16 protein-coding genes are annotated in these 21,047 nt (G+C 37.5%); 11 read left to right on the forward strand and 5 right to left on the reverse strand.

From position 1 onward, the window contains the following. Nucleotides 1-251: 251 nt before the first annotated feature. The 3 genes from AC3WSO_RS08345 to AC3WSO_RS08355 are packed head-to-tail and all read right to left on the reverse strand — an operon-like array spanning nucleotide 252 to nucleotide 2,000. Nucleotides 252-1,088 (reverse strand): DUF4097 family beta strand repeat-containing protein, encoded by an 837-nt coding sequence (locus tag AC3WSO_RS08345; RefSeq protein WP_492530179.1) that lies wholly within the window; start codon nucleotides 1,086-1,088, stop codon nucleotides 252-254. Beyond that, the gene (locus tag AC3WSO_RS08350; RefSeq protein ID WP_492530180.1) at nucleotides 1,088-1,687 is read right to left on the reverse strand and encodes a DUF1700 domain-containing protein; all 600 of its coding nucleotides are present in this window, start codon (nucleotides 1,685-1,687) and stop codon (nucleotides 1,088-1,090) included. The genes AC3WSO_RS08345 and AC3WSO_RS08350 overlap by 1 nt, the downstream gene beginning before the upstream one ends. Further along, the gene (locus AC3WSO_RS08355; RefSeq protein ID WP_492530181.1) at nucleotides 1,680-2,000 is read right to left on the reverse strand and encodes a PadR family transcriptional regulator; all 321 of its coding nucleotides are present in this window, start codon (nucleotides 1,998-2,000) and stop codon (nucleotides 1,680-1,682) included. The genes AC3WSO_RS08350 and AC3WSO_RS08355 overlap by 8 nt, the downstream gene beginning before the upstream one ends. Before the next feature lie 222 nt (nucleotides 2,001-2,222). Between AC3WSO_RS08355 and AC3WSO_RS08360 the strand changes: the two genes are divergently transcribed. The 6 genes from AC3WSO_RS08360 to dinG all read left to right on the forward strand — a co-directional run bounded on the left by AC3WSO_RS08360 (nucleotide 2,223) and on the right by dinG (nucleotide 10,085). After that, nucleotides 2,223-2,894: a TetR/AcrR family transcriptional regulator gene (locus AC3WSO_RS08360; protein ID WP_492530182.1), complete on the forward strand. Its 672-nt coding sequence runs from the start codon at nucleotides 2,223-2,225 to the stop codon at nucleotides 2,892-2,894. A 2-nt stretch (nucleotides 2,895-2,896) separates the two neighbouring features. Continuing rightward, nucleotides 2,897-3,658 (forward strand): CPBP family intramembrane glutamic endopeptidase, encoded by a 762-nt coding sequence (locus AC3WSO_RS08365; RefSeq protein ID WP_492530183.1) that lies wholly within the window; start codon nucleotides 2,897-2,899, stop codon nucleotides 3,656-3,658. Between the two features lie 513 nt (nucleotides 3,659-4,171). Beyond that, complete coding sequence (gene panB / locus AC3WSO_RS08370) at nucleotides 4,172-5,008, forward strand: 3-methyl-2-oxobutanoate hydroxymethyltransferase (RefSeq protein ID WP_492534286.1); 837 nt, start codon at nucleotides 4,172-4,174, stop codon at nucleotides 5,006-5,008. Beyond that, nucleotides 5,008-5,862 (forward strand): pantoate--beta-alanine ligase, encoded by an 855-nt coding sequence (gene panC / locus AC3WSO_RS08375; RefSeq protein WP_492530184.1) that lies wholly within the window; start codon nucleotides 5,008-5,010, stop codon nucleotides 5,860-5,862. Before panB ends, panC begins: the two co-directional genes overlap by 1 nt. Before the next feature lies 1 nt (nucleotide 5,863). Beyond that, entirely contained in the window at nucleotides 5,864-6,247 is a 384-nt protein-coding gene (gene panD, locus AC3WSO_RS08380) for an aspartate 1-decarboxylase (RefSeq protein ID WP_068982814.1), read from the forward strand. A 1,066-nt stretch (nucleotides 6,248-7,313) separates the two neighbouring features. Then, nucleotides 7,314-10,085, forward strand: a complete 2,772-nt coding sequence (dinG, locus tag AC3WSO_RS08385) for an ATP-dependent DNA helicase DinG (protein ID WP_492530185.1) — start codon at nucleotides 7,314-7,316, stop codon at nucleotides 10,083-10,085. Between the two features lie 851 nt (nucleotides 10,086-10,936). Here the strand turns inward: dinG and AC3WSO_RS08390 are convergent. Further along, complete coding sequence (locus tag AC3WSO_RS08390) at nucleotides 10,937-12,745, reverse strand: sensor domain-containing diguanylate cyclase (protein WP_492530186.1); 1,809 nt, start codon at nucleotides 12,743-12,745, stop codon at nucleotides 10,937-10,939. Nucleotides 12,746-13,317: 572 nt separating this feature from the next. Between AC3WSO_RS08390 and AC3WSO_RS08395 the strand changes: the two genes are divergently transcribed. Continuing rightward, nucleotides 13,318-13,674 (forward strand): DUF378 domain-containing protein, encoded by a 357-nt coding sequence (locus tag AC3WSO_RS08395; RefSeq protein WP_492530187.1) that lies wholly within the window; start codon nucleotides 13,318-13,320, stop codon nucleotides 13,672-13,674. Between the two features lie 165 nt (nucleotides 13,675-13,839). On the opposite strand, the gene AC3WSO_RS08400 is transcribed toward AC3WSO_RS08395, so the two are convergent. Further along, a complete protein-coding gene (locus tag AC3WSO_RS08400) occupies nucleotides 13,840-15,009 on the reverse strand; it encodes a PucR family transcriptional regulator (RefSeq protein WP_492530188.1) in 1,170 nt (389 codons plus the stop codon). A 138-nt stretch (nucleotides 15,010-15,147) separates the two neighbouring features. On the opposite strand from AC3WSO_RS08400, the gene AC3WSO_RS08405 reads away from it, so the two are divergent. The 4 genes from AC3WSO_RS08405 to preA all read left to right on the forward strand — a co-directional run bounded on the left by AC3WSO_RS08405 (nucleotide 15,148) and on the right by preA (nucleotide 21,021). Next, the gene (locus AC3WSO_RS08405; RefSeq protein WP_492530189.1) at nucleotides 15,148-16,392 is read left to right on the forward strand and encodes a Zn-dependent hydrolase; all 1,245 of its coding nucleotides are present in this window, start codon (nucleotides 15,148-15,150) and stop codon (nucleotides 16,390-16,392) included. A 59-nt stretch (nucleotides 16,393-16,451) separates the two neighbouring features. After that, entirely contained in the window at nucleotides 16,452-17,855 is a 1,404-nt protein-coding gene (gene hydA / locus AC3WSO_RS08410) for a dihydropyrimidinase (RefSeq protein ID WP_492530190.1), read from the forward strand. Between the two features lie 153 nt (nucleotides 17,856-18,008). Beyond that, nucleotides 18,009-19,385 (forward strand): NAD(P)-dependent oxidoreductase, encoded by a 1,377-nt coding sequence (locus AC3WSO_RS08415; protein WP_492530191.1) that lies wholly within the window; start codon nucleotides 18,009-18,011, stop codon nucleotides 19,383-19,385. 373 nt (nucleotides 19,386-19,758) lie between these two features. After that, complete coding sequence (gene preA, locus AC3WSO_RS08420) at nucleotides 19,759-21,021, forward strand: NAD-dependent dihydropyrimidine dehydrogenase subunit PreA (protein WP_492530192.1); 1,263 nt, start codon at nucleotides 19,759-19,761, stop codon at nucleotides 21,019-21,021. Nucleotides 21,022-21,047 lie beyond the last annotated feature (26 nt).

Here is a 21,047-nt window from a genome sequence, read left to right on the forward strand (position 1 = left end):
CTCCTCTTTCAATTTCATTTTAACTTCTTTCAGCAAATGTTTTCGTAGCGAAAGTGAAACGTCAGCTACAAGTGTTTTCGTAGCGAAAGTGAAACGCCAGCTACAAGTGTTTTCGGCAGTTACAGAAGTCTCTTACCTCTATAGGTGGTGAGATGAATGCGGATTTAAACTACTTTTCAGCGGGTATTTGGACACCCGCTGAAAAGAGGAACTCACTCTAAGACCTAAAAAGATGAATCTTGTAGCCAACTTTATTTCAACTTTAACTGTAAGTCACCATGAGAAACAGTTGCTTTTAACTGGTTATCACCTTGATAAGATTGTGATACTTTGCTGTTTTGTTCCTTCTTATCAACTGTAAGATCCCCGAAGTCAGTTTGTAATTCATAGCCAAGCTCACCTTTTTTATTTTGTAAGTGAAGCGTAGTATCTCCAAAGTTAGACGTAATAGTGGATTGACCATTTAATGTACCATCAATGTTAATATCGCCATGTTCACTTTCTACAACGAAGCCATTACTTGAAAATTGTTGTAGCTTTATATCACCAAAAGATTGTGTAATCTCGGTTGTATCACCAATAGTGTCTTTAAATAGTATGTCCCCGAAATCTTCAATTAGTGTTAACTCCTGATAGTTTAGACCGCGAATGGTTGTATCCCCGAAATTACTATTAAGGGCGACGGTTTTCAATTTTACATCTGAAGGAACATAGATTTTGATGGAAGGAGTTCTGAAGCTACCAAAAAATCCGAATTGAAAACCACTTTTTTTCTTACTCTTTGTTTCAACAGTTAATGTATGATCTTTAACACTGTACGTCACATCATCATCTTTAATAACATTTGTTTCTAATGCAAAACGATCACTAGCAACAATTTCAACATCTCCATAGTGATTGATAACATTGATGTTAGTGAAATCATCTAGTTTATAGGAATTGCTTACTAATGTATTGTTCTCTGGTAATTGGATTCCTTCATCAGTTAACACAAGACTCCATTTTCCACCAGAGAAATAACCGACGAGAGCTAGTAGTATACCGAAAGCAATCATAGTAATGGCGATATGGGTATGTCGAGACGTCATTAGTATCCCTCCTTCCGCTTCTTCGTTATTTTATGGAATAGTTTACCTAATGCTTCGACACAAACAACAACGATTGTTTTAATCAAACGAGCAACGATTGGGAATAGTAGGATACCGAGACCAGTTACAATAAAGCCAACCCCCATAAAGAGAATCGCTGTCGGCCAGTGCTGAGTTAAAATGAAAAAGCCTGAAATAAGTGCAATGATTCCACCAAAAAAGATACTTAATACAGTTGCAATAATCGCAATGATAATGCTGAATATAACTGCTCCAAATGAAAAAATAAGTGCTATAGCAACTGCTAGTAATGGTAATGAAAGTGGGGCAGATAATATTGCTAGAATGATAATCCAAATCGCAGACATATTTTTCTTAGTTGAAGTTGAAGTTGTTTCTAAATCTTTTAATGCATAATCCGCCATTATTTGTGATGCAACATGAGAAGGAGAACCTAACTGTTGAATGACCTTCTGTTCGTTTTCTTCTCCTGCTTCATCGAAATATTCCTCATAATAGGCAAGCGCAATATCAATCTCATGCGCTGGAAGACGTTGTAATTTCCCCCGTAGCTTTTTCAGAAAGCTAGCTCTATTCATCATATTTCCCTCCTATAAGTACACAATCAACCATCTCTTTATACTTTTGCCATTCTTTTAATAGCTCCAGTAATCGTATCCGACCTTGTTCAGTAATTTGGTAATAGCGTCTATTCCTCCCTTGGTAGGACTGATCGTAGGTAGTTAAGCAATCTGCTTTTTGTAAACGACGTAATACTGGGTACAGCGTAGATTCGGATATATCCATTACAGATTGTATTTGATGTGTTAACGAGTAGCCGTATGCATCCTCTTTATCGACGATGGCAAGTACACAAGCGTCAAGTAAAGCTGAGCCAAGCTGAAAAGTCATCTTTTCTCACCTCACAATTGTTTTACCTATACAATGTTTTATATTATACGTCGTATAGTATGGTGGAAGTATATTACATATATTTTTAATTGTCAAATTTTATTTAAAAGTTTAACGAAAATAAAAATGATAGTAGTGTCATTTTTAGATTGACAATAAAAGGAATATTAACTACGATAAAAATGACAACAGTGTCATTTTAAATACTTGGAGGTAGAAATAATGCCAAAGGTAAGCCATAAATATGTACTAGAAAAGAAAAACAGTATTTTAAAAGCAGCCATTGCAGTATGTAAAGTTAAGCCGCTTTATGATATTACGATGAGAGATATTATTAAAGCATCAGGTGTAAGTCAAGGTGGCATTTATCGTTACTATTCAGACTTGGATGAAATACTTGTCGATGTTATTAATCAAGTAAATGCAAATGCAGACTATAAACATATTATCGATGAAATAATAAGTTTGAGTGATTCTCCTACACAAACAATTATCGAATTATTCGCATTTCTTGGAGAGTACATGAAAGAAAACTTTTCAACAGTTGGAAAAATTCAATTTGAGCTTACCATTTTATGTGCAAATAATTTAGATAGAAAAAACAAAATATTATCGAACATTGTTGAGAATGAAAGTGGACAATATTTGATGCAACAAATTTTTAACTCAATCCATAAGGGTATTTCTTCAGGATGTTTTCAGCTTGAGATTTCGATAGAGGATCTATCAACTTTTGTAATGACGTCTATTGATGGCATTGTGAGGGACGTTGTCTTGCAAAAATGTTATGGGGTGTTCTCGAGTGATCAAGTGCAGTTGGATGAGATTCGTTTGATGAATACACTTTGCAAATCCGTATTATCACTATTGGGTACAAAAGAAGGGGAGGATTAAAGTTGGCAATAGAGGTAAGAAGATTTCTATTTTATACCTTTGCAACGTCTTGGATAATATGGGGTAGCTTAGCCTTATTAACGCAACTAAATTGTCTGAAGTTTGGAAATGCAACATCAATGCTTTTATTTATTCTCGGCGGAATTACTCCGGCAATTTGTGAGATTTGGTTGAAAAAGAAATATTCAACTAAAGAAGAGTTCAAATCATTTATCCATAATGTGAAAAATCCTAAGCATCCTGTATCTTGGTACATATTTGCAATTGGCTTAGCATTTGTAGCTTGTTTTTTACCAACTCTATGGGGCGGAGCAACTATGGAGAATCCAATGTATCTGGTCTTACTTGAATTCCCGATCATGATTATCGGGGGAGGATTGGAAGAGATTGGCTGGCGTGGTTTTTTACAGCCGACATTACAAAAAAGATGGTCTCCCTTCACGAGTACAATTATTGTGGGTATTATTTGGGCAGTCTGGCATTTGCCATTATGGTTTGTTCTTGGATCAAACCAAATGAACATGAACTTCCTATGGTTTTCTTTAACAGCTTTAGCGCTATCCTTTTTATTAACAATCATTTACCTATCCACTAAAAGTATTTTTCTCTGTATTATTTTCCACGCTTTAATTAATTCATTTTGGGATGTCTTTGTACCGGTTACAAATGTATCATCTGGTTTATTCACATTTTTATTTGCCCTGTTCCTATTTACGGTATTTGAAGTTTATCGAAAATCAAACTTTCAGAAACGAATGGTTTGATTTTGGTACTATTGATTGATCGTAATTATTAGAAAATAATATTTGAAGATTACTAGGGGAATCTGTTATAGTATGTGCGAAGGGCAGTATCTTTTTGTGAACGGCACCTTCAAAATGTTAGAACAATTTACCTTCTTTCAGCAGGTGTTCAAAAACACCCGCTGAAAGAAGGTAAAGCCTCCGGCGGATGTCACGGAATCGGAAAGGAGTTCTTTGTGCAAGCACAAAGCCGATTCCGGACGCAATTATGCCGGGGCATAATTGATAATAAATATCTGCCTTGATCTTTTAATGACAGGGACGGAAGAAAACAAGCGTTCAAAAATGTAACTTAATTCAATGGAATGGGCAACTCTCATAATGAGATTTGATTACGATTCTTTTATTAAGTTATAGCCTCTATTCAAAAATTAGAGGTGATTTTTGATAACGAACGAAACACTACCCTTCTGTCTATTTAAAGAACAGAAGGGTTTTTCTGTTTTCTTTCCTTAAAAAAAGGAGGACTACATGATGAAAACAACTTCAGATTTTTTAAAGATGAAGGCAGCAGGTGAGAAAATCGTTATGCTAACTGCATATGATTATCCTGCTGCAAAATTTGCCGAAGAAGCAGACGTCGATATGATTCTAGTGGGAGATTCACTAGGTATGGTAGTACTAGGCTATGATTCTACAATGCCAGTAACAGTAGCAGACATGGTCCATCATGCAAAAGCAGTGCGCCGCGGGGCAAAGGATACGTTTGTTGTTGTTGATATGCCATTTGGTTCGTATCACGGTGATGTACACGAGACGTTGAAAACGGCAGTATCTATGATGCAAGAAACAAGAGCAGATGCACTAAAGTTAGAGGGAGCAGACGATGTTCTACCAGCAATTCGTAAATTAACGTCAGCTGGCATTCCAGTGGTTGCTCATTTAGGTTTACTACCTCAATCAGCAGGCGTGCTTGGTGGATACAAGGTTCAAGGTAAAACAGCTGAACAAGCAACGAAACTCATTGAAGATGCAAAAAAATGTCAAGAGGCAGGAGCGTGTGCTGTCGTCTTAGAATGTATTCCCCATCAGCTAACAGAGATAGTATCTGCTAATCTTATTATTCCAACGATTGGCATTGGAGCTGGTGTACAAGCTGATGGACAAGTTTTAGTTTATCATGACATGTTAAGCTATGGTTCACATCATGTACCAAAATTTGTGGAACAGTTTTCGAATATGGGCCAAGAAGCAAGCCGTGGAATTGCTAGTTACGTAGAAGCTGTAAAGGCGGGTACATTCCCTGCACCGAAGCATTTCTTTACGATGAAAGAAGACACATTGGACCAGTTATACGGGGGCGTAAAGTAATGAAAGTCGTCACTACAATCCAAGCGCTAACTATAGAAATTCAAGCAGCTAAACAAGCTCAAAAAACAATTGGACTCGTTCCAACGATGGGCTATTTACATGAGGGCCATTTAACGCTTGCAAAAACCGCTCGCGACGAAAATGATTTAGTCGTGATGAGTATATTTGTCAACCCAACTCAATTTGGACCAGACGAAGACTTTGAAAGTTATCCGCGTGATTTGCCAAGCGATACTGCTTTAGCAGAGTCTGTCGGTGTAGATATTGTTTTCGCACCGAGTGTGGAAGAAATGTATCCTCATGATGGAGGTATTCGTATACATGCGGGTGAACAGGCAACCATTCTTTGTGGGGCGAGCCGTCCAGGACATTTTGATGGCGTTTTACAGGTCGTAGCGAAATTATTTCACTTAGCACAGCCGACACGAGCTTATTTCGGACAAAAAGATGCACAGCAGGTGGCAATTATTGCGACGATGGTACGTGATTTTAATTTCCCTTTGGAAATGCGAGTTGTACCCATTGTACGTGAGGAGGACGGTTTAGCGAAATCCTCTCGTAATGTGTATTTAAGTGAAGCGGAGCGTCTAGAGGCACCCGCCATTAATGAAGCGCTACAGCTTGCTCGTAATAGCTTTTTAGCGAATGGTGATGCAGCGAGTGCGCTTGCTAAAGCGAAGGTACACATTACAGCACGTACACATGGCGAAATTGACTATATTGAACTGTTAGCGTATCCAGATTTAACACCCGCATTTGCTGAAACGGAGCAAGTGCTTTTAGCGGCAGCCGTTTATATTGGTAAAACTCGTTTAATTGATAATTGTATCTTTAATGTGAAAGAAGGATTGTAAAATGTTACGAATGATGATGAACAGTAAAATCCACCGAGCTACAGTGACACAAGCAGATTTAAACTATGTCGGTTCTATTACGATTGATGAGGATATTTTAGATGCAGTAGGAATGCTACCAAACGAAAAGGTGCATATCGTTAATAACAATAATGGCGCACGCTTTGAAACGTATATTATTGCAGGGGAACGTGGATCAGGCGTTATTTGTGTGAACGGAGCTGCAGCACGCCTAGTACAATGTGGAGATATTGTAATTATTATTTCTTACGTGTATGTAGATAACGAAGAGGCAAAAGATCATAAGCCAACAGTAGCTATTATGGGCGAGGGTAATACAATTAAAGAAATGATATCGTATGAGCCAGAAGCAACAGTGATGTAGTGTGATAAAAGTGGCTACTTCTTTGAAACTTTAAAGACTATTTTTTTATAAGATGATTGAATTCATCAAATTTGAAAGTGTACATTACTAATAAAGCCTTCGGACGCAATTATGCCGAGGCATAAAAAGGTGATGTACACTTTTTATTATGCAAAAAAAATATTAAAGAAAAGGCGTATCATAGATTTGCCTACGAACATAATAAAATTTAAAAAGTTGTCCAAATTAAAATATTGCGTTAACGATACCTTCCTACATCTTTGTGCCAGTGATGATAGACTTCAAATATAAGATGTATATTGTTATTTGAACGTTCCCCAACTAAGTATTTGATGGTTTGGAAGCTACGCCAGTAGTCATACATAATACTCGTTAAATTTTTTGATTCATAACTAGCAGTACCAAAATCATCTAATAAATGTTTACCTTATTTTATCTTTAATCAAATGAATCAATTCTAATTCTTTCTTTGCAATTTCAGCGAACTGATTTTCATTGAGATTTATTTTTTTGATAAATATTCGCACATCCCTTCTTCAAACCAAATGCTATCTTGGTTGCAATTTCTTCTGAAGTCCATACAATCGCCTTAGGGATAACATAGAGTTCAAATTCTTTTTCTAATAGTTGACGATAAATCTCAAATTTTTCAATAAAATATTGAGTTGGTTGTATATTATTTTGATATTGTACTATATTTTCATATGCAAAAATTTGGTTTCATTTCTGAAGTATACCTCTTAAATTGTATCTTTTAATTTTGCTCCTCATCAAAAGTTGTGGAGGGCATTTATAAAGACGTCGCTTTGTATAAAAGTTGATTGGAGTGAAGCGGCTCACCGGACGTCCACAGGAAGATGCCAGTCGGAACGGAAATTAACTAAATGCTATGGTGTTGGGCACATCTTTAACAATCATTATATATTAATTTGAAAATTCTTACTGTGAATTCTGATAATCGTTCAGAAGTCTTTTTTTATGAACAATCAACAATGGTGAAGGGATGCCGCTGAGCCAAATATGTGATAAAATTCATCTATCTAATGTGAACTGTGAGTTGAGATGTATGATGGAAAGTCAAAAGTATGCAATTGTTGATTTAGAGACGACTGGTCATTCACCGGCAAATGGGGACCGAATGATTCAAATAGCAATTGTTATTATGAAAGATTGGGAAATTGAACAAACGTATACGAAGTTTATTTATCCAGGTAAGGCTATTCCAACTTTCATTCAGGATTTAACGCATATTACGGATGAGGATGTAAAGGATGCCTTGCCGTTTGAGGCACATGCCGACTACATATATGAACTGCTTGCCGATTGTGTATTCGTCGCGCATAATGCGGATTTTGACTTATCCTTTTTACAAGCAGAGTTCAAGCGTGCGGGTTTATCAAAATGGCAGGGTAAAAAGATGGACACGGTGGAGCTTGCAAAAATTTTGTTCCCAATGTCACTCAGCTTTAAGCTAGGTGATTTAGCGGCAGATTTAAATATAGAGCTAACAAATGCACATCGTGCAGATGACGATGCCCGTGCAACAGCGGAACTCTTTAAACGATGCTGGAAGGAGTTACTCAGTCTCCCTCAGCTAACCCTAGAACAAATGCATAAACGTTCATTCAGATTGAAGTCAAATTTATCCCAGCTTTTCTTCGAGGCACTTCAAATTAAACGACAGCATGTAACTGCTAATGAGAATGTCTCCTACTACCGCAATTTGGCTATTTGTGATGGACGAAAAAAGTTTACAAATCATGCGGAGGTTGTATCGTATCCACAAACAGCAGCTGATAAAACAGCATTAATGACAAAAGCTATGTCGAATTTTGAGCAACGACCAGCGCAATTCGAGATGATGGACACGATTTGGCAAGCGCTAAATGACAAAAGGGAATGCGTTATAGAGGCCTCAACAGGTATTGGTAAAACAGCAGGCTATCTACTTCCAGCGATTTTGTATGCTCGAGCAGTCGATAAAAAAATTGCGATTAGCACATATACGTCACACTTGCAGGAGCAACTTGTTGAGGAGGAGCTACCAAAGATTGAAAAAATCCTTGGCACAAAAGTAAATATTGCTGTGCTTAAGGGCATGCAGCATTATATTGACGTTGCACGCTTTGAGCAATGTATGGCATATGCTGATGAAACTTATGATGATACATTTACGATTTTGCAAATTCTTGTCTGGTTGACTAAAACAGAAACAGGTGTGTTAAGTGAGCTCAATGTATCTGGAGGCGGACAATTATTTTTAGAGAAAATCCGCAAAATGCCTGATGAAAAACCTTCAAAGGGTTTTGATTTTTATGAGCAAGCGTTAAAAAATAGTGAATTTGCTGATTGTATTGTTACGAATCATTCTATGGTACTCAGTGATTTAGTTCGTCAAACACCAATATTTACACAAATTGACGGATGGATCATTGACGAAGCACATCAATTTATACAATCTGCTATGCAGCAAGATGAAGTTGTCTTCTCCTATACGCAGTGGAAGTATATTTTCGGCCAAATCGGAACGATGGAGGAAACTGCTTTGTTCCAGCAATTTAGTCAGGCCGCTAAGAAAAAACATCGTGTTTCTATGCAAAGTTTGCAGCGACTAGATGCACAATTCATACGTCTACAACGGACATTTGATGAAACTATGCAACGGGCTGTACAAAAAATGCAGCAACAAATAAAAGGGAAGCAAGCTAGTAGTAAATGTACATTGTTTTTAGAGGATGTAACGCTAGCAAAAGAGCCGCTTCTACAAGTGAGTAAGCTCACTCAGCAATGGCTTGATCTTGCTACAGAAGTAGGGCAGGCCTTTGAAAATAATATTGAGCAATTAGATAAAAATGAGCTCTTTATTTTATCTGAGTGGCATTATTGGATCCGTGAATTAAAAGTGAAAATCGCGGAATGGGAAGAAATTTTCCTATCGGCACAGGATGATAATTCAGTTTGGGTAGAATTTGATGTAAGGAGCGTTCCTGGCAGCTTACACGTCTATAAAAAGCCTGTTAATGTCACACCTATCATTGAAAAAGTACTGACGCCTCTTCGTAAGCAGGCAAGTATTGTGTGGACTTCAGGTACTTTAACGGTGCCAGGTAATGAGCGTTTTGTAACGAGTCAACTTGGTATTTCTAATAGTGTGCAAGTAATAAAGCTCCAAGCACCACCATCCTATTATGCAGGTGCGAAGGCATTTATTGTCACCGATATGCCTGAAATTCAACATGTGACTCAAGACGAATATATTGAAGCGGTCGCCCATGCAATTACACGTACCGTGCGAATGACTGAAGGGCGTTGCTTTGTTTTATTTACCGCTCAGGACATGCTTCGAAAAACAGTGGAGCTTATTCAAGATAGTGAACTCCTTGATGACTATATGCTCTTTGCACAAGGAGTCACAGGTGGTAGCCGGATGCGAATACTAAAATCATTCCAAAAGTTTAGCCATGCCGTTCTTTTTGGTACAAACAGCTTCTGGGAGGGTGTAGACGTTCCAGGTGACGCTCTTGCATCGGTAATCGTTGTACGTTTACCGTTCTCCTCACCAGAAGAACCTGTATTTAAAGCGCGAGCAAAACATATTACCGCACAAGGTCGCAATTCTTTCAACGAGCTTTCATTACCAGAAGCCATCATGCGTTTTAAACAGGGCTTTGGTCGTTTAATCCGTTCATCACAGGATAAAGGAGCCTTTATAGTTTTAGACCGCCGTATTTCAACAAAGTCGTACGGCAGGGAATTTGTTAAGGCGTTACCACCGATTGATGTGAAAAAATTGCAGCTACCGGAGTTGTTAAAGGAACTTAATAATTGGCAGAAATAGTTGAAATCCCTTTTAGTAGTTTTGCTAAAAGGGATTTTTTTGTGGGATTTATCCCCAAAGTAAGGCTACCTGAGCGAATTTTGAAGAAAGTAAAACCCAGGTGACTCGAGCGAATATAAAGTAGAAAACAGCGATCACGAGCTATTTAGTCTGCAAGTCGAGAATAAGATTTACTCATTAAAAAAGCCCTCGACGATTGCGGGGGCTAGTTGCTGTTATAAAACTTCTTTGGTCTGCCGAAAGGACTTGACATCCCGTAATCATCATACCTTCATCAGCAATGTTATTAATCATTGCTATAGAATCTTTTGTATTTTCTCTTGAGCTTTTACAAAGTCTAGTTCTATAGCTTTGTTTTAAATTTTTGTCTAATAAATCGGTAGTTCAAAAAAGAATTCCTACCATCTACGGAAACCAGGTCTAAAGCCGGGGAAGAACGGTCTCCCAAACGGGAAAAATGGGAATATCGGAAAAAATGGACTTACTGGAAAAAATGGGCTCACAGGGAAAAACGGTCTTCCTGGGAAGAATGGTCTCCCTGGGAAAAACGGTCTTCCGAATTCGCCCATGCCTGGAGAAAATTGGCGTCCGTCATTAAAACGCATTGGATTTACCATTTTTATAACTCCCTTCAATTGATATAGTATAGGCTATGTTCAAACAATGAAGTGGCTTAGACTAAGACACAGGTTTGGGATTTTTCCAAAGGACGACTTTGGATTGTGCCACAAATTGCCATTACAGATACTTTTCAATTGGCATCTGGACCAATGTCAGAGTGAGGTGAAAATTGTTATTCAATGTAGTGAAGTTCTTTAGTTAAAAATAGACCACTCATAATAAGTGAACTATTACGTACTAGAAATCTTGTCATTGACATCATCTATTAAAAATTCAACACAGTTTCTGCCTCGTTCTTTTGCTCGATATAACGCTTTATCACATCTTGATAATAATGTATTTCGTGTATCTCCATTTACATAGCTAGTTACGCCGAAGCTACTAGTTTTTCGTTGCACAATAGGGAATTGATAATTTTCTAATTGCTGACGAATTTTTTCAGAAACCTTAACAGCCTCATCTAGTGTAGTTTGGGGGCAAATAACTAAAAATTCCTCACCACCCCATCTTCCAACTGTATCTTGCTCTCGAATCGTATTTTGTAATATCTGGGCTACGTTCATTAAGACTAAGTCTCCTACTTGATGGCCAAACTCATCATTGACTTCTTTAAAATAATCAATATCTAGTAGAATAATAGAAAACTTGGTCTCATGATGTTGAGCTTGTTCAAATGCTTCTTCTAACACGTAATCTAACCTTACACGATTTGGAACTTGAGTAAGTCGATCGGTATTTGCTAATTTTTCAAGCTCAAGTTTAGCTCTTTCTAGCTCTTGTGTTCGTTCTTTAACTTTATATTCGAGTGTTTCATTTAGTATTTGTTGTATTTCCTGAGTCTCTTTTTTAATAATATTGATTTTATCACCTAATGCTAATGACAAAAATATAGATTCAAAAATAGCACCAACTGCAGGAACTTCCTCAAATATAACTGGATGGAATGGAATTATACTTAATAAAGCCAACGCTTGCACAATGATAGAACCAAGTAAAATAGTCCAACCTACCATATAATATCTAGCCATTTTCTGACCTTTTAACAATACAAAAATTCCTGATAACCAAAGGAAAATGAAGACAACTACAGCCAAAATAATTGTGATATTATTAGTAATTGCCACATCAGGGATAATGAATGAAGCAATTAAAGAAAGTACAGTGCCCCATAATAGTAAATTTCCGAAATTGTGGAATCGAGGTAAATATTTTTTTAGTTCAAGAAACTCTTTACAAAATAGAATCATAAACAAAAGTAAAAGATTCCCACTTATAGCGGAGGATTTTATAAAAAACCATTTAGGCAAAAATTGTCCTAATAGCTCAACATCTAAAGAATTCAATGTAGCCTGATAGAGGATAAAACTAAAAATATACAATACATAGTAAAAGTAAGCCTTTTCTTTTAACGAAAAGAATAAAAATAAATTGTAAATTAATAAAGCTAATAAGAACCCGTAAAACATTCCTGTTAAATATTTATAGTCAATAATCTTATTGATGAAGCTATCTGTTGCAAAAAGAAAAGAAATTGAACTTAATGGTAATTCTCCATCTAGTTTTAAATAAATTTCTTTGACGGAAGGTTCTTTGATTTGAAATAAATTCGAACGATAATGAATGTTTTGATCGTCCACATTTGATATTCCTCTTTTTTGAACACGATAGGAGCCATCTTCTTTCACTAAATACATTTCAATGCTATCTAGTTTGTCTGTTACTTCTAACCAGTAAGAATCCTGTTTATCTTTTAATATTTTTTCAGTATCCAATCGAAGCCAAATTGTATCATTCGTATGTGAAAAGAATACATAATCGTCCTTACTAGCGACAAATGATTTGTTATAGGTACCACTTAATAAATCTTCTATTGTAATTTTGTTTGAAGGGTCACGAAAAATATCATAATGTTTTCCTAATATAATAGGTTCAGATAGTTCTTCAGCATGACCTGGTAAGCTGAATTGTGTAAAAGTAAATATAAGTACGATAAAAAAATAAAATAACAGCTTGGTTTTCATAATTTTATTTTTCATCATTCAATCTTTCTCCTATCTCAATCCCTTTTAGTCAGTCATTAGTGAGTATTCTGACGATAGGTTAAATAAGGTGTTCTAAAAATAGAGTATTATGTAAATATATCACACTTTATTCTATATTTAGGGTTTTTGAGTGCTAAATAAAGGTTTAAAACAAGAATTGGTACAGAAGGGATATAGATCGGTTAGGATTCCTTGATTATCAAAGACCATAAGAGCAATAATGAACACGAAAAATTCAGGAGTTCAATGAACTACATTTAGCTGAAGAGCTATTATTTATAGGTAATGCGTGGGATTTAGTTATGCTGCTAAGCCATAAAAAAGCGATTTATTATATTTGATTCACTAGCATTCCTTTTGTTTGTAGCCTACTATGCACTTTGTATAAAACAACGGTTATTGCTAAAAATAAGACCGTCAAAATGAGCGTTTTAATTACAATAAGTATTTGTTGTTTTCTCACTTGTTATGACAGTTTTTTTGCAATAACGACGCTTTTCATACATGTGAAGAATGAACTTCAAGTGTGTATAACTGGCTTCGTATTTACAAATAAGGGAGGTGTAAACGTGAGCATAGTATATAGAGTCGCTCTAGTGTTAGTCATTATTGGAGCAATCAACTGGGGACTTATAGGATTCTTTAGAATTGATTTAGTTGCCTATTTATTCGGTGGACAAACAGCAGTATTGTCTCGATGGATTTATGCTATTGTCGGGTTAGCGGGGTTAATATCTATTCCGATTCTAATTATGCGATTTGATGAGGATGAAGACCTAGATCCTCATACCCGCATAGACAGGAATCCAAGCTATGGCATGGAGATTGGTGATGAAGAAGATTTTACTGCATTCAACACAACGGATGTGCGAGAAGAAGAAAAAAAGGATTCACATAGCAAAAATAAACACCATAACCGAAAATAACTCCTAGTTTAATGATATTACTCCAAAAAACAGATGTGAACTGCCCGTAAAAGTTAGACATCAATCTAATTTTTACGGGGGTTTTTTGTTCGTGGTTATGAAAAATTAGAGAAAATCTGTAAAGGTACAATGGATTGCTCAAAAAGGAAGTCTTATGCTGACTATTTATTGGTGTGCCAATACATCTTCAATCAAAAATGCGATATAGAGATTTGTTTTTGTAAATGGATTACTTAGGTCCATATCTAAAAGAGTCTCTATTTTTTTTAGTTTATAAAGTACTGTGTTGCGATGAATAAATTGTCGTTCACTTATCCTACGAGTACTACCATTCTCCTCGAGAAAAATCCGTAAAAATTGTACGTAATCTGTGTTATGCAATTCATCATAGCGATAAAGCTGACCTAGAATATCTTGGCTATATGATTTGATCAATGTTTGATTTTGCACAGCCATAATAATTTTATAGGCACCAATTTCTTTATATTTATATAGGAAGCGGTTGTTATGAAGCTTTGCTAATTGGATTACTGTTAATGACTCATCATAGCTTTTGCGAACATTTTCAAGCTCTTTATGAAAATTTCCTTTACCAATGATCATATCTAAGTAACCATTTTTTTGTGTAATTTTGTCGTAAATTTCTTCAACAATTTTTGAGAAGGGAGTATTAGGTGTATTGATTTGTGCTTTGTCGATTAAAAAGATGAGGTGATTTTTATGCTTTAGTTTTAAGAAGCGTTTATATCTATTTTGAAATGCAAATTGGATCATGACCTCGTAACGGTCAATGTTAGCTTGTACATTATTTGTTGTACATGAAATGATGGCTAGTTCTCTACTTTGTGGAAATCCTAGTAGTGCTAATTGATCCTTAATATAGTTGGCGTTTTGTTTGTAGTGAAAAAGTAAGTTATAAAGAACCTTTTCTTCGATAGACAGTTCTCGATGGTGATTAGCAATAAATTGAAATGTTGTTTTTAATAGATCGGCTATTCGATAATTCCATGGCATGAGAAAAATAGGGAAATCATGTTCGTTGGCAAAAGAGATGACTGAATCTGGTATATTTGGAATATATAGACCAGTATTAATAATAAAACCTGCTACCTTTTTAGAGAACGCTAGTTTTACAAGCTGCTCTAAGGAATCTCCTCCAGAAGAGAAATTAATACCTGTAGTAACGACTAATTCATTAGGTCTACAAAACATAATTAAATCGATGCTTTCTACTACGTTAATCCCTGTAACTCTTCGATACGTTCCGTTATGTCCAGCTACTAATGTTAGCATTGGGAATTGAACTCCCTCTACAATTTTGCGAATTGTCCCCATTTCTTCCCCCCTTATTATGAACATAACTTACCATATATTATGTGCAGATGCACATATTTTTTTAGTTTGCTAGCTATATCTCATAATTTTTATCTTTTATAGAATGTGAATAACTACTGTGAAAGAGAGGAATTGCATATGTATAAGTGTAATAGTAGACGATTGCAAGAGTTAATTGAACAATTTAGTCAATTTGGAGCCACTGAAAATGGTGGTGTAACTCGTTTGTCTCTTTCGAATGAGGATGTATTAGCAAGAAACTATTTTTGTGAGTGTTGTGATGAATTAGGAATGGACATTAAAGTCGATGATATGGGCAATATTTATGCTATTCTCCCTGGGAAAAAGGATCTCCCTCCAATTGTTATGGGGTCACATTTAGATTCCGTTGAAAAGGGTGGGAAATTTGATGGTGTATTAGGCGTTTTAACGGCTATAGAAGCCATTAGGACGTTAAAGGAAAACGAGATTGAGCTAGATATCCCTATAATGATTGTTAATTTTACGAATGAAGAGGGTGCTCGTTTTGATCCAGCAATGATGAGCTCTGGTGTCATTTCATCTAAATTTGAAAAAGGAAAAATGCTGCAATCTGTCGACAAGAGTGGCACTAGTTTCAAAGAAGCGCTGCAAGCGAGTGGTTATGAAGGGGATCAAGAAAATCGTTTAAAGGAAGCTCTTGCTTATATCGAATTGCATATTGAGCAAGGACCTGTTCTAGAGGCGAAGCAACTAGAAATAGGAGTTGTTGAAGGTGTATTAGGAATGGTTTGCTATGAAATTACGGTTACAGGGCAGTCCAATCATGCTGGAACGACGCCGATGACAATGCGACAAGATCCGATGATCGTAACTTCAAAAATCATTACGTATTTACATGAAGAGCTCGGAAAAATTGATGAACAGTTAGTATTTACTTTTGGTCGAATGAATGTATCTCCAAATATCCATACCGTTATACCGAACAAAGTGACGTTTACGATTGATTCACGTCATCAAAAACCAGAAATCATGCAAAAAGTTGAGGATATACTGAATCATCTTCCTACAGAGGATATGGGCTGTAACATTAAGCCGGTTATGCTTTGGGGGAGAGATACAGTTTATTTTGATACTCATATTTGTAATGAGGTGGCAAGGGCTTGTCAGAGCTTCGGCTATACTGCTCATCGAATGTTTAGCGGAGCGGGACATGATGCGCAATATATGGCAAGTATTTTTCCATCAGCGATGATTTTTGTTCCTAGTATTAATGGTAAGAGCCATTGTGAGGAAGAGGAAACAACATTTGAGGATTGTGCGAAAGGAGCAGATGTATTACTTGAAACAGTGTTGACGCTGCAAACAAAGTTCAGTATGGGGGAGACCTACACGTTACATTAAGGTAGGTTTTATGAATTAATTGAGCATTCTCCATTATTTTACGAAGGGTGAGGGGCAGAATGAAAAAAATTATTAAAGGTGGACGAGTAGCAACAGCTGCAGATGTTTTTGAGGCAGATATTTTAATTGAAAACGGAAAAATTGTTCAAATAGGTAAAGATTTAGCCGAAGTAGGCGTAGAAATTATTGATGCTACTGGTAAGATCGTGATGCCAGGTGGGATTGATCCGCATACCCATTTAGATATGCCATTTAACAATACTGTGACTGATGATGATTGGAAATCTGGTACCATTGCAGCGGCATTTGGTGGGACGACTACTATTTTGGACTTCTGCTTAACGGCTGGCGAAGAAAAACTTTCAGCTGCAATTGAAAAGTGGCATGACAAGGCGAAGGGGAAATCAGCTATCGACTATGGATTCCACTTAATGATTGGTGATTTAACGCCTGAAACAGAAGCTGAATTGCCGCAAATTTTAGAGCAGGAGGGCATTACTTCTGTAAAGGTGTTTATGGCTTATGCGAAAGAATTTCAAGCAACCGATCGCACCCTTTTTAAAGCTTTTAAAATAGCAAAGGACCTCGGTGCTGTTGTTATGGTGCACTGTGAAAATGGTTCTGTTATCGATGAGCTTGTGGAAGAGGCGCGACGTGCAGGTCATAAGGAGCCGATTTATCATGCGCTCACTCGCCCAGCAGAATTAGAAGGCGAAGCGACAAAACGTGCGATCGAGTTAGCTCATATTGCTGGCGCTACCCTTTATGTAGTACATGTAACTTGTAAAGAGGCGGTAGATGAGATTATTGCTGCGCGTGAAAAGGGGTATAACGTGTACGGTGAAACATGTCCACCATATTTAACTTTGGATCAATCTGCTTTAGCACAACCTGGTTTTGAGGGTGCAAAATATGTTTGGTCCCCACCACTTCGCCCGAAATACCATCAGGATCATTTATGGAATGCTCTAAAAGCAAAACAACTACAAACAATTGGCTCTGATCAATGCTCGTTTAGTTTCAAAGGTAAAAAACAGTTAGGATTAAATGATTTTTCTAAAATTCCTAACGGTGGGCCTTTTATCGAAGACCGTTTCAGCATTTTATATTCAGAAGGTGTAGCAAAAGGAAAAATTTCTATCAATGAGTTTGTCGATATGATTTCCACAAGTGCAGCAAAAATATTTGGCTTATTCCCACAAAAAGGAACGATTGCAATCGGTTCTGATGCCGATATCGTTATTTTTGATCCAGAGGTAAAACGAGAAATTTCGGTTAAAACCCATCATATGAACGTTGATTACAACCCATATGAAGGATGGGAAGTAACAGGTGAACCAGTAAGTGTACTAGTTCGTGGGGAATATGTCATTAAAAATAAAGAATTTGTTGGTGTACTAGGTAGTGGGCAATATATAAAACGCCCATTAAAAACAACTGCTGCAGAAGCACTTAATATTTAGCTTATGACCGATTGCTTTGGTGGAGAACAGAGCAATCGGTCTCATAATATCTTCACTTAGCTACTGAAGACTATCTTCCTTTATTGATGGTGGGTTGAATGTTGATTTTAGCTCTTTGAAGGAAAAAAATGAACACATGAGGGGGATGTGGAAATGGTTCTGAATCAAGAAAATACAATGTCCCAACAGTTAAAACGTAATTTTATGGAATTGACTAGCAGGATGACAAAGAATGAGGCAATTGAGGAATCAAATCGCTGCCTTTATTGCTACGATGCACCATGTATTAAAGCTTGTCCAACGAGTATTCAAATCCCGAATTTTATAAAAAAAATTGCTTCAGGTAATATGAAGGGCTCTGCTACGACTATATTAGAAGCAAATCCAATTGGTGCAAGCTGTGCAAGGGTTTGTCCAACGGAGGAATTATGTGAAGGGGCGTGTGTGTTAAATTCCTCAACAAAGCCAATTAAAATTGGAGAGCTACAGCGCTATGCAACAGATTGGGCAATGGAGACGACTGCTCAGCTATTTAAGCAAGGACAAAGTAATGGGCAGAAGGTAGCGATAATTGGTGCAGGTCCCGCTGGTTTATCGGCTGCTCGAGAACTTAGTCGTTTTGGCTATCATGTCACAATCTATGAAGCTGAAGCAAAAGCTGGTGGTTTAGGTAACTATGGTATTGTGTCGTTCCGTTTACCGAATGAAGTCGTTGATTGGGAAATTGAACAGATTGAAAAGCTTGGTGTAGAAATCAAAACAAACACAACTGTCGGTGTTGATATTTCTGCTGAGGAGATCTTAGAGCAATATCACAGTGTTATTTTAGCAGTCGGTATGGGAGCTGTTCCGAATCTAGGCATTGAAGGAGAAGGCTTAGAAGGTGTACATGATGCGATAGAGTTTGTCAGAAAGACAAAAATGGGACCGCTTACAAAAGATATTGTTGGGAAGCGAGTAGCTGTCATTGGTGCTGGAAATACCGCGATTGATGGTGCTACATGTGCAATGCGTTTAGGTGCTGACAATGTTCAAATTCTTTACAGAAGAACACAAAAAGAAATGACTGCATACAAATTTGAATATGAATTTGCCAAGCAGGATGGTGTCGAGTTTAAGTGGCTGACAGCACCGAAAAAAATTGTCGGTAATGAATCAGGTGAGGTTGTAGGTATTGAATGTGTGAAAATGAAGCTCGGTGAAGCGGGTGCTGATGGTCGACAAAGGCCTGAAGAGGTAGAGGGCTCCAATTTTATTATTGAAGTGGATACTGTTATTAAGGCAATTGGGCAAACACGTTTTGTGTCACTGATTGAAGCTTTTGGGCTCCAGCATACAAATGGCGTTGTCGATATTGATGAAACGACAATGAAAACTTCGAATGACAAAGTATTTGCATGTGGAGATGTCGTTTTCGGAAATGGCCAGGGCGAGGCGATGGTCGTAACAGCTGTACAGCAAGGAAAAGACGCAGCATATAAGATCCATGAACGTTTAGCTTCTTTCAGCACAAGTCTTCCGCCCTTATAGGTGCTGAGATGAACATAGATTTAAGTTACTTTTCAGTAGGTGTCCAAACTTCCGCTGAAATAGAGGAACTCAGGCGTTTTCAAATCCTATGAAAACGCCTGAGTGACCGATATCGTGTCGGCCTAAAGCCTCTGGCGGATGTCATGGAATCGGAAAGGAGTTCACTGAGGATGTTAGCCTAAAATCATCGCATCCATGCGATAATGGCTAACTGACCTGCATCGGTAATAACGCCACGTCCTGTGGCATTACCGAAATGACCGACATCGTGTCGGCCCTCGTGCAGGCCTAAGCACAAAGCCGATTCCAGACACAATAATGCCGAGGCATTATTGATGAAATCCAAGTAAGATTGCATAAGGGAGGAACTAATATGGCAGACTTACGCATTGACTTAGCGGGCATCAAATCGCCGAACCCATTTTGGCTAGCATCAGCACCACCAACGAATTCAGGCTATCAAGTACAACGTGCATTTGAAGCGGGGTGGGGCGGTGCTGTTTGGAAAACGTTAGGAGATCCGATTCTAAATGTTTCTTCACGCTTTGCAGCTGTTAGCTTTAACGGACAAAGAGTAGCTGGCTTCAATAATATTGAACTGATTACGGATCGTCCACTAGAGGTCAATTTAAAAGAAATTTATGAAACGAAAAAAAGGTTTCCAGATCACGCGATAATCGCTTCCTTAATGGTGGAGCCAAAGCAAGAAAAATGGCATGAGATTGTTAAACGAGTCGAAGATGTGGGTGTTGATGGTCTAGAGCTTAACTTTGGGTGTCCACATGGGATGGCAGAACGAGGAATGGGCTCTGCCTCTGGTCAAGTACCTGAATTGGTGGAAAAGCAAACGTATTGGGTGAAAGAGGCAGCAAAAACACCAGTAATAGTGAAGCTAACGCCAAATATTACCGACATAACGGTAACAGCAGAAGCGGCCACAAGAGGTGGAGCAGATGCGATTAGTATGATTAATACGATTAACAGCTTAGCGGGTGTTGACTTAGATACATGGAATACAGTGCCTCATGTAGCAGGAAAGGGTGCGCATGGTGGCTATTGCGGTCCTGCCGTTAAACCAATTGCACTCAATATGGTTGCAGAATGTGCTCGTAATCCATTAATCAATGTTCCGATTTCGGGCATTGGTGGTATTTCCGACTGGCAAGATGCTGCCGAGTTTATATTAATGGGAGCAACGGGCGTACAAGTTTGTACAGCAGCGATGCATCACGGTTTTAGTATCGTTGAGGATATGATTGATGGACTCAATAACTATTTAGATGATAAAGGGATTGCCTCTGTTATGGATTTAGTAGGTCGCTCAGTTTCCAGATATTCTAATTGGGGTGACTTAGATTTAAATTATAAAATCGTAGCTGAAATTAATAATGATGTTTGCATTAACTGTAACAAGTGCCATATTGCATGTGAGGACACATCACATCAATGTATTGACTTATATACAGAAGATGGTCGCCCAATGCTGAAAGTTCGAGAAGAGGACTGTGTAGGCTGTAATTTATGCTCAATCGTTTGTCCTGCAGAGGGTGCTATTACAATGGTTGAACGTCCATCTACAGTTCCACCTATGACTTGGAATGAACGTCAAACTCTGATTAGTAGTCTATCTAAGTAAACCTCTAAAATCAATTTCGCCTTTGC

The sequence above is a fragment of the Lysinibacillus sp. EB106-09-02-XG168 genome, assembly GCF_058791475.1.